Source organism: Cupriavidus sp. GA3-3 (genome assembly GCF_000389805.1).
GTDB classification, from domain to species: domain Bacteria; phylum Pseudomonadota; class Gammaproteobacteria; order Burkholderiales; family Burkholderiaceae; genus Cupriavidus; species Cupriavidus necator_D.
Window position 1 is genome coordinate 211,296 of the sequence record NZ_KB944504.1, and the last position, 14,211, is coordinate 225,506.

At 65.8% G+C, this 14,211-nt stretch carries 10 protein-coding genes and 1 pseudogene; 5 read left to right on the forward strand and 6 right to left on the reverse strand.

Translation table 11 applies throughout. The annotated features are described in order from the left end of the window. The first annotated feature begins 1 nt into the window (after window position 1). Together C265_RS29460 and C265_RS29465 are read left to right on the forward strand one after the other, a co-directional pair. A complete protein-coding gene (locus C265_RS29460) occupies window positions 2-1,606 on the forward strand; it encodes an aldehyde dehydrogenase (NADP(+)) (RefSeq protein WP_010812608.1) in 1,605 nt (534 codons plus the stop codon). Then, window positions 1,603-3,159 carry a UxaA family hydrolase gene (locus C265_RS29465; protein WP_010812609.1) on the forward strand — a complete coding sequence of 519 codons (1,557 nt, stop codon included), beginning with the start codon at window positions 1,603-1,605 and terminating at the stop codon, window positions 3,157-3,159. Before C265_RS29460 ends, C265_RS29465 begins: the two co-directional genes overlap by 4 nt. A gap of 53 nt (window positions 3,160-3,212) precedes the next feature. Here the strand turns inward: C265_RS29465 and C265_RS29470 are convergent, their stop codons facing one another. From C265_RS29470 to C265_RS33055, 5 genes and pseudogenes are all read right to left on the reverse strand, one after another. Continuing rightward, window positions 3,213-3,992 (reverse strand): DeoR/GlpR family DNA-binding transcription regulator, encoded by a 780-nt coding sequence (locus C265_RS29470; protein WP_010812610.1) that lies wholly within the window; start codon window positions 3,990-3,992, stop codon window positions 3,213-3,215. Between the two features lie 79 nt (window positions 3,993-4,071). Further along, window positions 4,072-5,073, reverse strand: coding sequence for a 4-hydroxythreonine-4-phosphate dehydrogenase PdxA (gene pdxA, locus C265_RS29475; RefSeq protein WP_010812611.1), 1,002 nt, complete (start codon window positions 5,071-5,073; stop codon window positions 4,072-4,074). Window positions 5,074-5,109: 36 nt separating this feature from the next. Continuing rightward, window positions 5,110-6,357, reverse strand: a complete 1,248-nt coding sequence (gene dtnK / locus C265_RS29480) for a D-threonate kinase (protein ID WP_010812612.1) — start codon at window positions 6,355-6,357, stop codon at window positions 5,110-5,112. Continuing rightward, on the reverse strand, window positions 6,354-7,337 hold the full coding sequence (locus C265_RS29485; RefSeq protein ID WP_010812613.1) for a 2-keto-3-deoxygluconate permease: 984 nt from the start codon (window positions 7,335-7,337) through the stop codon (window positions 6,354-6,356). The genes dtnK and C265_RS29485 overlap by 4 nt, the downstream gene beginning before the upstream one ends. 267 nt (window positions 7,338-7,604) lie before the next feature. Continuing rightward, window positions 7,605-7,758, reverse strand: a pseudogene (locus C265_RS33055) (2,4-dienoyl-CoA reductase); the annotation flags it as partial. 367 nt (window positions 7,759-8,125) lie between these two features. Here C265_RS33055 and C265_RS29495 point away from each other — a divergent pair. Both C265_RS29495 and C265_RS29500 read left to right on the forward strand, forming a co-directional pair. Continuing rightward, on the forward strand, window positions 8,126-9,520 hold the full coding sequence (locus tag C265_RS29495) for a hypothetical protein (protein ID WP_037025637.1): 1,395 nt from the start codon (window positions 8,126-8,128) through the stop codon (window positions 9,518-9,520). A gap of 242 nt (window positions 9,521-9,762) precedes the next feature. Next, window positions 9,763-11,565 carry a sulfatase-like hydrolase/transferase gene (locus C265_RS29500; RefSeq protein ID WP_037025638.1) on the forward strand — a complete coding sequence of 601 codons (1,803 nt, stop codon included), beginning with the start codon at window positions 9,763-9,765 and terminating at the stop codon, window positions 11,563-11,565. Between the two features lie 53 nt (window positions 11,566-11,618). Here the strand turns inward: C265_RS29500 and C265_RS29505 are convergent, their stop codons facing one another. Further along, entirely contained in the window at window positions 11,619-12,323 is a 705-nt protein-coding gene (locus C265_RS29505) for a GntR family transcriptional regulator (RefSeq protein ID WP_010812617.1), read from the reverse strand. A gap of 145 nt (window positions 12,324-12,468) precedes the next feature. On the opposite strand from C265_RS29505, the gene C265_RS29510 reads away from it, so the two are divergent. Then, window positions 12,469-14,163, forward strand: coding sequence for a thiamine pyrophosphate-binding protein (locus C265_RS29510; RefSeq protein ID WP_010812618.1), 1,695 nt, complete (start codon window positions 12,469-12,471; stop codon window positions 14,161-14,163). Window positions 14,164-14,211 lie beyond the last annotated feature (48 nt).

A 14,211-nucleotide genomic window follows, 5' to 3' on the forward strand; every position in this document is an offset into this window, starting at 1 on the left:
CATGACCATCCTCGGACTTCACTACATCGGCGGCGAACGCCGTGCTGCCGGCACCCCGCTGTTCAGCATCGACGCCGTGACCGGCGAGCGGCACCCGGTCAGCTTCCAGGAAGCCACCGAAGCCGACGTTGCAGCAGCCGCGCTGGCCGCGCACCAGGCCTTCCCCGCATTGCGCGCCACCAGCCCGGCCGAACGCGCCGCGCTGCTGGAGACCATTGCCGATGAAATCGATGCGCTGGACCAGGCGTTCATCGCGGCGGCCAGCCGCGAGACCGCCCTGCCGCCGGCGCGGCTGGAAGGCGAGCGCAAGCGCACCAGCAATCAGCTGCGCATGTTCGCGGCCACGGTACGGCGCGGCGACTTCCTCGATGTCCGCATCGACCGCGCGCAGCCTGCGCGCCAGCCGCTGCCGCGACCCGACCTGCGGCAGTACCGCGTCGGCGTGGGTCCGGTGGCGGTCTTCGGCGCAGGCAATTTCCCGCTCGCATTCTCGGTGGCCGGCGGCGACACGGCTTCGGCGCTGGCAGCAGGCTGCCCGGTGGTGGTGAAGGCGCATCCGGGCCACATGGTCACGTCTGAATACGTTGCCAATGCGATCGAACGCGCGATCGCGCGCTGCGGTGCGCAGGCGGGCGTCTTCAACATGGTGTTCGGCACCGCAGCCGCCGGGGCGGCACTGGTACGGACGCCGCACATCAAGGCAGTAGGCTTTACCGGATCACTGGCTGCGGGCCGGGCTTTGTTCGATCTGGCGCACTCGAGGCCGGATCCGATTCCGGTGTTTGCGGAGATGTCGAGCGTGAACCCGGTGATCCTGATGCCCTCGGCACTGTCCGCGCGCGGCGCGCAGATTGCGCGCGAACTGGCGGCCTCGGTCACCTTCGGCTGCGGCCAGCTCTGCACCAACCCGGGGGTGGTGCTTGGCATCCGCTCACCGGCATTCGATGCGTTCGTCGCCGAACTTGGCACGGCACTGGCGCTGGCCGAACCGCAGCCCATGCTGGGCGCCGACATCCGGGAGAATTTCCAGCGCGGGCTGGCCGGCTTGCGCGAAGTCCTCGGCGTGGAAGTCCTGGTGTCAAAGCAAGCTGACGGCCGCATTGGCGGACATCTGCTGAAGGCAGATCGCAGCGTGCTGTTTGCGGAAAATCGTCCGCTGGAGGAGGAGGTATTCGGCCCGTCGACGGTGATCGTCGCGCTGGATTCCGAAAATGACTTCCTGGCCTTTGCCGAACGGATGCGCGGCCAGCTTACGGCCACGCTGATGGCCGACGACGGTGACCTCCATCACCACGCCGCGCTGATCGAGCTATTGGAAAGCAAGGTCGGCCGTTTGCTCTTCAACGGTTATCCGACCGGCGTGGAGGTCAGCGACGCCATCGTCCACGGTGGCCCCTACCCGGCTACCACCGATGCGCGCGGCACCTCCGTCGGCAGCGCTGCCATCGAGCGCTTCCTGCGCCCGGTGTGCTACCAGAACTATCCCGATTCCGTGCTCCCACCGGCCTTGCGCGACCGTAACCCGTGGCAGCTGCCGCGCCTGGTCGACGGCGTGCCGACACGCGCCGCGCTGCAAGGCGCGCACGATCTGGAGGCCGCAGCATGAGCGTCGTCCTGGAACAGGAAGCAGCAACCGCCGCCGAACCCGTCATACGGCTGCATCCGGATGACGACGTCGTCATCGCGCGTGCGCAACTGGTGGCAGGCGCGCGCCTCGGCGCAGGCCTGGTGGTACGCGGCCTGGTGCCCGCAGGGCACAAGCTGGCAGTGCGCGCACTCGAGGCTGGCGCGCCAGTGCGCCGCTACGGACAGGTCATCGGCTTCACCACTCGCCCCGTCGCGCCTGGCGAGCACGTCCACACCCACAACCTGGCCATCGGCGAGTTCGAGCGCGACTACGCGTTTGGCACCGGTAAGCGCCCTGCCCCGGTCGCGGCGCAGCGCGCGCAATTCATGGGCATCGTTCGCGCCGATGGGCGGGTCGGCTCGCGCAACTACATCGGCATCCTTACCTCCGTCAATTGCTCGGCCACCGCGGCACGCGCCATCGCCGAGCATTTCCGGCGCGAGCTCAATCCGCATGCGCTGGCAGACTACCCGAACGTGGATGGCGTAGTGGCCCTGACGCACGGGCAAGGCTGCGCGGTGGATGGCGAAGGCGAAGGCCTGGCGCTGCTGCGGCTCACGTTGTCGGGCTATGCGCGCCACCCCAACTTTGCAGCCGTGCTGATCGTCGGGCTGGGCTGCGAAACCAACCAGATCGACGGCCTGCTCGACAGCGAGGGACTGGCGCGCGGCGCCGCGCTGAAAACCATGACCATCCAGGCCACCGGCGGCACGGCCCGTACGGTGGCGGCAGGCATCGAGCAGATCAAGGCGATGCTGACCGACGCCAACCGGGTGCGACGCGAGCCCGTCGATGCCAGCCACCTGGTGGTCGGACTGCAATGCGGCGGCTCCGACGGCTATTCCGGCATCAGCGCCAATCCCGCGCTTGGCGCAGCCGTCGACCGGCTGGTGGCGCACGGGGGTACCGCCATCCTGTCGGAGACGCCGGAGATCTATGGCGCCGAGCATTTGCTGACGCGCCGTGCCGTCTCGCCGGAAGTCGGGCACAAGCTGCTCGACCGGATCCGCTGGTGGGAAGCCTACTGCACGCGCATGAACGCCAGCCTGGACAACAACCCGTCCGCCGGCAACAAGGCGGGCGGGCTCACCACCATCCTGGAGAAATCGCTCGGTGCCGTGGCAAAGGGCGGCACCACCAACCTGGTCGACGTATACCGCTACGCAGAGCCGGTGGAGGCGGCTGGCCTGGTCTTCATGGACACCCCTGGCTACGATCCGGTCTCGGCGACCGGGCAGGTGGCCGGCGGCGCCAACCTGATCTGCTTTACCACCGGGCGCGGCTCCGCCTATGGCTGTGCACCGTCCCCGTCCCTGAAGCTCGGCACCAATACTGCCTTGTGGCAGCGCCAGCAGGAGGATATCGACATCAACTGCGGCACCGTGATCGATGGCTCGCAGACGATCGACGAGCTTGGGGAAGAGATCTTCCGCCTGATGCTGGCGACGGCTTCGGGACAGCGGTCAAAGAGCGAACTGCACGGTTACGGCCAGAACGAGTTCGTTCCCTGGCAGCTTGGCGCGATCACCTGACGGGGCGTCGCTCGCAGAATTAGCGCTTCTCAGCAGCAGCTGCGCGCGGGGAATCAGTCGGGGGCGACCGCCACACGTACCTGCTTCAATGCCTGGAACGGTTCCAACTGCTCGGCCGTGGCCGCCGCATCGGTAATCAACGTCCATGCGCGGTCGAGCGGCGTCCAGTGCTGCTGCTGTGCCCGGCCCAGCTTGGTAGCGTCGGCCAGCACAAAGATATCGGCCGCCTGGCGGACGATGCACTCCTTCAGGTAGGCCTGCTCCGCGCTGGCTTCGCACAGCCCCACGCCTGCAACCACGCCGTCCGCGCCAAGGAACGCCTTGTCGACGCTGATGCGCGACAGCGTTACCTGGGCCAGCGGACCGAAGGTGCCCATGCTGGAGGGGCGCACGTCGCCGCCGATCAGCGTCACGCGGATGCCGGGCAGGCCGGTGAGCGCGGTGACGGCCAGCAGGTTGGTGGTATAGACATGGAGGTCCTCGCGCGCCCCCAGCTGCCGAGCCAGCGCGGCGGCCGTGGTGCCGCTATCGAGCAGCACGGCGTCGCCGTCCTGCACGAAGCTCGCCGCCAGGCGGGCAATGGCTTCCTTCTGCTCACGCTGCAGCGACTTGCGCTCCTCAAGCGAAGCCTCGGGCTCGTGGCCGCCCACCTGCATCAGCGCGGCGGCGCCGCCATAGGTCCGCACAATGCGACCCTCGCGAGCCAACGCGGTCAGATCGCGGCGCACCGTGGCCACGGATACCCCGAGGCTGCCGGTCAACTGTTCGACATTGGCGACCTCGCCCGAGAGCACGAGTTCGAGAATGGCGCGGCGGCGGTCGGCGGCTTTCATGGCAGGCGAAATGAAAATGGGGGATCCTCAACGATCCCCGATCTTACAGGAGCCGGCAGCCCCGGCGTGCGCCGATGGCTCAGGCGCGGCGCGTGGCCAGCTCAGCGCCCTGGCGCAGCGCCTCCAGCAGGCTGCGTTCGTCGGCGATCCCCTTGCCGGCGATGTCGAAGGCGGTGCCGTGATCAACCGACGTGCGGATGACCGGCAGGCCCACCGTGATGTTGACGCCGGCCTCCAGGCCGAGCACCTTGACCGGCCCATGGCCCTGGTCGTGGTACATCGCCACCACCAGATCGAAGTCCCCGCGGCCGGCGCGATAGAACAGCGTGTCGGCGGGCAGCGGACCTTCCACGTCCCGGCCGCGCGCGCGCAAGGCCTCGACCGCCGGGATGATTTTTTCCGCCTCCTCGCCGTGGCCGAACAGGCCGTTCTCGCCGGCGTGCGGATTGATGCCGCACACGCCGATGCGCGGCGATGCAATGCCAGCGCGCTGCAGCGTCTGATGGCCGCGCTCAATGGTGCGCTGGACCAGCCCCGGCTCGATCTTGCGGATGGCGTCGAGCAGGCCGATGTGCGTGGTGACGTGGATCACGCGCAGCTTCGGCGCCACCAGCATCATCGACACCTCCGGGGTGCCGGTCAGGTACGCCAGCATTTCCGTGTGGCCGGGAAACTTGTGACCCCCCGCGTGCAGGGCTTCCTTGTTCAGCGGCGCTGTGCAGATCGCATCGATCTTCTCGTCGCGGGTCAGCGCCACCGCGCGCTCGATGTAGCGGAAGGCGGCATCACCGGCGACGGCGGACAGCTTGCCGAAGGGCAGGCCTTCCGGGATCAGGCCCAGGTCGATGCAGTCGATGGTGCCGGACTGGAAGCGCGCTTCCTCCGGGGCCTGGATGGCGCGCAGCTTGAGCGGGGAGCCGACGAGCCGGCCGGCCACTTCCAGCCGGCGCGCGTCGCCGATGACGAGCGGGCGGCATTGCGCACGAACGCTGTCATGCGCGAGGCTCTTGACGATGACTTCGGGGCCGATGCCTGTGGCATCGCCCATGGTGATACCGATGACGGGGAGGTAGTCGCTCATTGATGTGTCTCTTGTCGAGTGTGGCGCGGCGCGCCGTCAGGCTGACGGCGCGCGGGATTCAGTCATAGCCTGCCAGGCATGCCACAGGGCGGCCTCGGAGCCGAATGCGCCGGCCTTAGTAGCAACGCGGCGCGCGGGCACGCCGGGCAGCGCAGGGGTGTCGGACAAGGGCACACCGGGCTCGACTTCGCGCCGCAGCATCAGGGCGCCGATGCCGGCCGCCGAGAGCATGGCCCGGGCCGTCTCGCCGCCGGTGGCGATCAGGCCGCGCGTATGCTGGAAGCCGGGCAGGGACAATTGCGCCAGCGCGGCGCTCAGGCGCGGCCCTTCGCCCGGGTCGAACGCGTCGTCGCGACCAATGCTGACCAGCAGGTCGCGGCCAGCCCGCAGGCATCCGGTGATCGATTGCTGCGCGGCGTCCCAGTCAGCGTGGCCCGCGCCTTCACGCAAGATCCGCGGCGGAACCACCAGCGACTGCATCCCGGTGCGTTCGCGCAGGCAAGCGGCCTGTCGCCCGGAGATGCCCGAGAGGCTGCCGACCAGCGTCAAGACCGGGCCGCCCTCAGGGGCAGGCAGCGGCTGCGGCGCACCGCCCTCGAACAGGCATGGTGCAGCCAGCGCACGAGCCAGGCCGCCCGAGCCGACCCAGAATGCGGGGACGTCGAGCTGCGCCGTGGCCGCGGCGAGCGCCGCCAGGTCTTGCTCCGTCTGCGCATCGCAGACTACCGCCCGCACACCTTCGCGCGCCAGTCCGGCGATGGTTAGCCGCAGGGTCGCGTCACCCGCACGCACCGTGTCCAGCGGCAACAGGGTCGCCCGCAGCCCCCGCGCGGCCAGCAGCGCGACAAGGTCGGCACGTCCGGTAAGCGCTTCCAGGCGCCAGATGTCGGAGTCTTCCAGCGGCTGGCCGTTCACGAACATGCAGCCGCCGGCCGTGGTGCGGCCAGTGGCCGGAAAGGCCGGCGCGACGATGGCAAGGCCGGCCAGCGGCGCCAGCGCCGCGGTTTCGGCAGCCCAGTTGCCTCGCAACGTGGAATCGATCTTCTTGTACAGCCGCCGGCTGGCGCCCTGGCCGCGATGCCAGGCTTCGAGATTGCGCGCCGCCGCCTCCTGGGGCGCCATGCGGCGGCTGTCGACGTCGCAAGCCACTACGTCGGCCTGCGACAGGTCCGCGCCCGCAGGCGCCGCCTCCAGCGTTACGACGGTCCGGGCGCCAGACATGGCGTAGCCGATCGCGCAGTCTGCAGCGCCTGACAGGTCGTCGGCGATGATAAGCCAGCTCATGCGGCGGTCCTCACCAACGCCTCGGCCTCCTTGCCCGCCACGCGGCGGGCAATCCAGGCGGTCACCAATGGCGTCAGTACGGCGGTGACCACCACGCAGGCGGCCACCAGGATCGTGGCGCTCTTGGCCGATTCTGCGTAGACCGGATTAGCCGCCGCTACCAGCGTCGGCACGGCGGCGGCATTGCCGGCGGTGCTGGCGGCTGCGACACCTGCCACACCCGTGCCGCCGGTGAGGCGGTCAGCGAAGTACAGCGCGCAGCCGGTGACGGCCACCACGGCAACACCAAGGCCGAGGCCCAGCATGCCCGCCTGCCAGACCTTGTGCAGGTCCAGGCCTGCGCCCAGCGCCAGTGCGAAAAAGGGAATCATGACCGGCACGGCCTTACCCAGGAAATCGCGCATCTCCCGATCCAGGTTGCCCAGCAACATGCCGAGCATGAGCGGAAGGATGCTGCCGACCATCGTCGGCCATGGGAACGCGGACAAACCCGCCACGCCCAGCGTCACCATCGTCAGGAACGGTCCGGACTCGAGCGACATGATGCTGTAGGCGCCCACGTCTTCAGGCTTGCCGTACTGGCCCATCAGCGCCATGTACAGGCCGCCGTTGGTGTCGTTCATCGCGGCCACCACGGCAAGCGTCGACAAGCCGGCAAACATCCCGGCACTGATCGGCGCCTCGCCCAGGAAGTGCCCCATGATCACGCCCAACACCATTGCCGTGCCGACCTTGGTGCCGAACAACACGCCGCCCTTCTTGAGAATGTAAGGCGTGGCTTTGATGTTGATGCTTGCCCCCATGCAGACATAGAACACCGCGAGGATGGGCAGGGCACCGGTAAAAAGCGCGCCGGTAAACGATCCAAAAAACTTCGGCCCATCCGGCGCGAACGTGGCAACGAGCGAACCGATCAGCAGCGGCACGATCATCATGCCGCCGGGCACGCGCTCGATGGCGCGTTTGATAGAAATCTGCATGGTTGTCTCCTGCCGCTGAGGATGCGGCCTTGTATGTTTCGAGCAAACATTTGATCGAATCGATCAAATGTCATCAGAGTGTAGTGCAGCTGACTGAATTTGACTAGTTCAATCATTTATTTGATCGAAAGGATCACATCGAGACAGAATACTGGCAGGTAGCGGGTTCAGAAAAGGCACCCACCGCAGGTCACTCCATTGTGTCCTGCGACATGCCGAGCACCGGCCCTCTGCGTCGTCTATCCGCAATAGCGCCGCGTCTGGCACGAGGTGCTGCAACACTGGCGCCGTGAGGGGCGAGATGCGTGGATCCGTGACACGCCCCTCGCTGAGCCGTTTGAGCTGGAATTTGACGACGGCCATTGGCCAGGGAGCCCGGCATCTTGTTCCTCCAGGTGATCGACCGCAGCGCGGGCGCACTGATCGACGAGATCAACGGCAACAGGCAAGGTGAAGATTGCGAGGACAAGGCCAGGCGGGTCCTAAAGCGATTGAATCAGGATGACAACAGCGCCCGGGCTGGTCTCCCTGGCCGTAGGACGAGGACGTCAAGAAAAGGAATTCCTCTGTAACGAGGCGTCAGGTTCGCCTATGCTGTCCAATGCGGCAGATGCAAAATCCGCACAGGTCCGACGGATCTGAAAACAAGAAGGGGGAAGTCCCCGGAACGGAAAGCGCCATCCGGATTGCGCTTTCCGTGCGCTTGCTTGGCCGAGTCACGGGGTGGTGACCCATCGCACACGAGGCATATTGCCAGCTCGTGGGCGGGATTCTCCGTTGACGACAACATGACAGACGCTTTCCTGTTCAGTAAGCCGTTCACGTTTCTCGCCTGCGCCGGCATGTCGGAAGTCAGGGAAGGGGTTGATGTACTGGAAGCCCTCCCCGGCCACTTGTTCTGGCTCGAGAACGAGGACTATATCCGCCGGGTCTTCGTGCCCGATTTCCTGGAACAGAGCCGCGCCGCCCTTGAGGCGGTGATGCCGGACGGGCCAGCGCTGATCGATGCGATGGCCGACGAGATCCGGCACAGCTCCCGCCTGCTGCCGGATCTGCAGCGCCTCTCTCCGGAGGTGGCCGCTGCCGCCCACTCGTACTGCTATTGGCGCTACAGCGCAGACGTGGTCGGGCGCGCGCAGGGAATTCCGCGCAGCGCCATCGAGCGCCAGTTCGACCGGGCCGCGCGGCCTCGGGACGGCGCGCACAAGCTGCAATGGATCTGCCCGTGCTGCGACGGACTGGCGCACTATCAGGTCGACGGGCTGCTGGCCTCGCAGCGGCCGGCACGGCAAGGCGGTTTTTCACTCGAATGCGCACACTGCGGACACCAGGAACGGCTGTACGCCGGTTTCCTGCATGCGGGCCGGCTGGAATGCCGCTGCGCGCATTGCACGGGGTTTATCAGGACGCTGGCCGGCCAGCTGGCCAGGCCTGCGCGCAGGCTGTGCGCGGCGCTGGAGGACTATGCATGGATGCATGCCGTGGATACCGCGGCAGAAATCCGCGAACTCTGGGAAACGTCATTGCAGATGCTGGCAAGCGGTGCCAGGCCGTCAGACAACGCGATGGCATTCGCCCTGGCCATCCAGTCAGGCGAGGCGCGCCCGATCCCGGAGATCCTCAGCCAGATCGACCCGACCCTCGAAGGCCGGTTCGACAAGAATCCAAGGGCCTGGGTACTGCTGTGCGAGCTGCTGCGCGAAGGCGTGCTGGACGCCGACTGCGCAATCTATGACCACGACGGCCGCCAGCACGTGGCACTTGAGCTAGCCCTGCTCGAAGACGACCAGGCGGCCGACAGCGCCACTGCGCAGGACAGCCTGGCTACCTTGCTGAAGGGCTACCAGCCACCGGAGCGTGATGCCTTCATCAACTGGCTGAAGGCGCTGAAGCGCTTGCGGCTTTGCACCGCCAGGTTCAATGCCGCCGTGGACGTTGCCTGGAAGCCCAACCTGGAGCATTGCCGCATCCTGACCGCGCGATGGTCTGACGGCCAGGCAGCGCCCGCCGTGCAAGCCAGCGCCGCGTGGCTGCCCCCCGCGCCGCGCCCGCGCCGCCCGGAACGGCCGGTGTACCTGGACGCAGAACTGGAGGCGGTGCAGTTGCTGAAGTCGCTGGGCTATATCGTCCTCAGTCCTGAGGAGATTCGCTCGCAACGAGATCCCATCGAGGATATGTCGTGAACCGGAAAGCGCAGTCCCAGGGTGTCGGGAATTTTGTCCGCACTCCGATCATCTGCGGAACGTAGTTCGACTGCCTGAGCCGCGAATGTGTGTGGTTGCCAACCATCGCCTCCTGCCGGCGCCGCACGCTGCCTTGGCGGCAAAAAGTGCGCTTGCTAGACTGTCTTACGCATGCCTGGGCGGGCCTGCGGCAGCACAGCGTCCACCCGCCATGGGCCGCGCAATCAGGCAGGGAGAAGCCAATGAGCAACGACGACAAGCCTGGCGGCACATTGACGCGGCGCGATTTCCTCCTGACTACCGGGATTGGGGCCATGGCCCTGGGTCTTGGCGCAGGCGCGGATGCCAAGGATGCGCCAGCCGGGGCAAGCGACGCGGCCCAGGCCGCTGGGAGCCTGCCTTCGGGACCGTACAACATCCTGTTCATCCTTGTTGACCAGGAGCGCTACTTCCGACCTGGCGAGTTGCCCAGGGGCTATGGCCTGCCTGCACATGAACGCTTGATGAAGCGCGGTACGACCTTTGTCAATCACCGCATAAATTCATGTGTTTGCACCCCGTCCCGCTCAGTTCTGTACACGGGCCAGCACATCCAGCACACCCGGATGTTCGACAACACGAACTTCCCGTGGATTAGCAGCATGTCAACAGAAATACGGACGCTCGGTGACATGCTGCGTGACGCCGGCTATTACACCGCCTACAAGGGCAAGTGGCACCTCACCAAGGAATTCGAAACCGTCAACAAGCTTGGCACGCCAACCAAGATCTTCACTCAGGAAATGGAAGCCTATGGCTTTTCCGACTACATCGGAATCGGCGACATTATTGCCCACACCAGCGGTGGGTACCTGCACGACGGGGTGATTGCAGCAATGGGTGTGAGCTGGCTGCGCGGGAAAGGGAGCGAGCTCGCGGCACAGGGAAAGCCATGGTTCCTGGCCGTCAACCTCGTCAACCCGCACGACGTGATGTTCTACGACACCGACGCGCCCGGCACCGAGGTTCAGGCAAGGCGCGGCCTCGCACATGTCGCGCGCGACCCGGCCGACCCGCTATACGGCAAGCAGTGGCAATTCATGCTGCCGGCAAGCCGGAAACAGGCGCTTGACGCGCCGGGGCGCCCTGCGGCACACCGCGATTTCCTGCGCTCGCACGACGCCCTGGTCGGAGCCATTCCAAATGAAGACGCGCGCTGGCACCGGCGGCACAACTATTACCTGAACTGCATGCGCGATGTCGACCGGAATATCGCTGCCGTATTGGCCGCGCTCGATGCTGCAGGACTTTCCGACAAGACCATCGTAGTCCTGACATCGGATCACGGTGACATGGACGGTGCCCACCAGCTCCATGCAAAAGGCGCTGTCTCCTATCGGGAGCAGAACAACGTGCCATTGGTCATTGCCCATCCCGCCTATCACGGTGGCAAGCAGTGTCGCGCCGTCACCTCGCATCTGGACATCGCGCCCACCCTGGTTGCATTGACTGGCGTCGCGACTGACAAGCGCGCAGCCATCGTCAAGGGATTACCGGGAAAGGATTTTTCCCGCTTGCTCGCAAAGCCTGGGGCAGCCGAAGCAAACGCCATTCGCGATGGCGCGCTGTTTTGCTACAACATGCTGGCCTACCTGGATGGCGATTTTCTTTTCAAGGCTGTTGCCCATCTGCAGGGCGGTGGCAAGCCCGACCAGCTCAAGCAGGCCGGTATCCGCCCGGACCTGATGAAGCGCGGCGCAGTGCGTTCGATCTACGATGGACGCTACAGCTTTGCACGGTATTTTTCCCCCAGGCAGCATAACAAGCCGACGACCCTGGAGGAGCTCTACCGGTTCAACGACGTTGAGTTGTACGATCTGCAGACCGATCCATTCGAGATGAACAACCTGGCGGCAGGCGAAAAGCAACGGGAACTACTAGTCGCCATGAACGAAAAGCTGAATCAGCTGATTGATGCCGAGGTTGGCGAGGACCGTGGCCAGATGCTGCCCGGTGGCATTGACGCAGGATGGGAAGTCAGTGCGGAAACGATGGCGGGAGCCTGACCGCACCGGCCCAGACAGCTTAGGCTGCCCGATGGGGCGGCATTGGCTGGCCGCTAGCGCTGTTCGGCCAGGTAGATCCTGGTGAGGCCTTTCGCAATGGCCTCGACGATCTGCTCGCGCCGCAAGGCAATATGCGAAGTCAGGCATTTTTCCCCCTTCTCCCAGTCGTGGGCCTGCAAGGCGTGAACGATTTCAGCGTGTTCGCTCTGGGTGGAATCGCGCCCGATATTCTCCATGTCGATCCAGCGGATAAACCGGATGCGTTCGTTCAGGCTGACCAGCATCCGCTTGAGTTCGGCGTTGCCCGCCATGGCGGCGATGCGCAGGTGAAAACCTTCGTCCAGTTCCACCAGTTGCGGGATCGGGGTATTTGCGGGCACCGACTTGCTGTGCTCGAGGTATCGCGCAAGCTCCTCGATGCTCTCGGCCGAGGCCCGCTCGAACGCCAGGCGCAGGCAATCGCGCTCGATCGTTACGCGTGCTTCGTATAGGTCCAGCATTTCCTGGATATCGAGCGGCCGGCGCACATAGCCGCGGCTGGACTCCACCAGGAAGCCCTCGGTGGCAAGGCGGGTCAGCGCTTCGCGCACTGGCGTCCTGCTCACGCCGAGGCGTTCCGCCAGTTCGATCTCATTGAGTCGTTCGCCCGGCTTGAGCTCGTAGGAAATCGCCATCTCGCGCAATCGACTGATGACATCGGATCCCCGTTTGCGCCTGACAGCGGAGATCAGCGGCTTCATGCCGTTGGTTGCTTGCATAGATATTCCTCGTTGGCCGCGATCATACCCGACGCTGCCGAGCCTTCAGGTGACGCATCCATCCCTTCAGGTTTAAGTATACTTAATTGTATCCTGCAGTGTATTCTTATATCGCCTGCTCGACACTGACTTGGAGACTCCTGGAATGACGAAGATGAACGGCGCTGAAGCCATGGTCCGAATGCTTCAACTGAATGGTGTAAAGCACGTCTTCGGGCTGTGCGGCGATACCAGCCTGCCCTTCTATGACGCCATGGCCCGGCTCGACCATGGGATTGACCACATCCTGACGCGCGATGAGCGCAGCGCCGGCTACATGGCTGACGCCTATGCCCGCGTAACCGGCAAGGTTGGCGTATGCGAGGGGCCCAGTGGGGGCGGAGCCACCTACTTGCTGCCGGGTCTGGTCGAGGCCAATGAGTCTTCAGTGGCTGTGCTTGGGATTACCTCGGACGTATCGGTCGGCTCGCGCGGCAAGTACCCCCTGACCGAACTCGACCAGGAAGCGCTGTACCGCCCCCTCACCAAGTGGAATACCACAATCGACCGCGCCGACCAGATCCCGGGCGCGGTGCGCGGCGCCTTCCGCGCCATGACCACCGGCAAGCCCGGATCCGCGCACCTGTGTTTGCCATACGACGTGCAGAAGCATGAGGTGGATGCTGCCGAGGTATGGGCGCAGCCTGGCCACGACCGCTTCCCTGCCATGCGCTATGCGCCGGACCCGGCCGAGATCGAACGGGCAGCGCAGCGGCTGGTCGCAGCGCGCCTGCCGGTCATCATCTGCGGCGGTGGCGTGGTCATCTCTGGCGCCTGCGCAGAACTGGAAGCGCTGGCCGGCATGCTGAATGCCCCGGTCTGCACTACCGTCAGCGGGCAAGGCAGCCTGGCCGACACCCATCCGCTGAATACCGGCGTGGTCGGTGCCAATGGCGGCATCATGGCCACGCGCGAGATCGTCGCCAAGGCCGATGCCGTGCTGTTCATCGGTTGCCGCGCCGGCTCGACCACCACCGAGCATTGGCGCTTCCCGTCGCGGGACATCGCAATCCTGCATCTCGATGCGGATCCGATGGTGATTGCCGCGAACTACCGCACTGACGTCGCCATGGTTGGCGATGCCCTGCTCGCCCTGAAGGCGCTCAACGCCGCCGTGAGCGACCGCCTGCCCCACCGCCCGTCCGACGCCGCCGACGGCGCCGCGCTGGCCGGTGCCGCGCGTGCCGCCAAGCTCGCCGCCTTCGCACCGCTGGCAGCCTCGCTCGATGTGCCGATCAAGCCGGAACGCGTGGTGGATGCGCTCAACCGGCTGCTGCCGGATGACGCCATCGTGGTGGCCGACCCCGGCACGCCCTGCCCGTATTTCTCCGCGTATTACAACGCCAGCAAGCCTGGGCGCCATTTCATCACCAACCGGGCCCACGGCGCCCTTGGCTTCTCGATGTCGGCCGGGATCGGCGCGGCCGTTGGGCGCCCGCGTGCGACCGTGGTATCGGTCATGGGCGACGGCAGCTTCGGCTTTACCTGCGGCGAGATGGAAACGCTGACGCGACGCAAGATTCCGCTGAAGATGATCGTGTTCTCGAATGCCGTCTATGGCTGGATCAAGGCAAGCCAGAAGGCCGGCTACGAACAACGCTACTTCTCGGTCGATTTCAGCCGCACGGACCACGCGCGCGTTGCCGAGGCGTTCGGCATCAAGGCCTGGCGCGTGGAAGACCCGGGACAGCTCGATGCCGCGATTCGCGCGGCGCTGGAGCATGATGGTCCGGCGCTGGTCGACGTGATTTCACAAGAACTGCAGGACACCGCCGCACCCGTGAGCCAGTGGATGGGCTGACATCCAGGCCATGTCCAGAACGCTTATCTGATCCGAACCAAAGCTCAA

Bases quoted from the DNA above. Each gene is read 5' to 3' on its own strand.
- C265_RS29485 (WP_010812613.1), bottom strand. From the start codon at position 7,337: ATGCAGATTTCTATCAAACGCGCCATCGAGCGCGTGCCCGGCGGCATG.
- C265_RS29465 (WP_010812609.1), top strand. From the start codon at position 1,603: ATGAGCGTCGTCCTGGAACAGGAAGCAGCAACCGCCGCCGAACCCGTC.
- C265_RS29460 (WP_010812608.1), top strand. From the start codon at position 2: ATGACCATCCTCGGACTTCACTACATCGGCGGCGAACGCCGTGCTGCC.
- pdxA (WP_010812611.1), bottom strand. From the start codon at position 5,073: ATGAGCGACTACCTCCCCGTCATCGGTATCACCATGGGCGATGCCACA.
- C265_RS29500 (WP_037025638.1), top strand. From the start codon at position 9,763: ATGAGCAACGACGACAAGCCTGGCGGCACATTGACGCGGCGCGATTTC.
- dtnK (WP_010812612.1), bottom strand. From the start codon at position 6,357: ATGAGCTGGCTTATCATCGCCGACGACCTGTCAGGCGCTGCAGACTGC.
- C265_RS29495 (WP_037025637.1), top strand. From the start codon at position 8,126: ATGACAGACGCTTTCCTGTTCAGTAAGCCGTTCACGTTTCTCGCCTGC.
- C265_RS29470 (WP_010812610.1), bottom strand. From the start codon at position 3,992: ATGAAAGCCGCCGACCGCCGCCGCGCCATTCTCGAACTCGTGCTCTCG.
- C265_RS29505 (WP_010812617.1), bottom strand. From the start codon at position 12,323: ATGCAAGCAACCAACGGCATGAAGCCGCTGATCTCCGCTGTCAGGCGC.
- C265_RS29510 (WP_010812618.1), top strand. From the start codon at position 12,469: ATGACGAAGATGAACGGCGCTGAAGCCATGGTCCGAATGCTTCAACTG.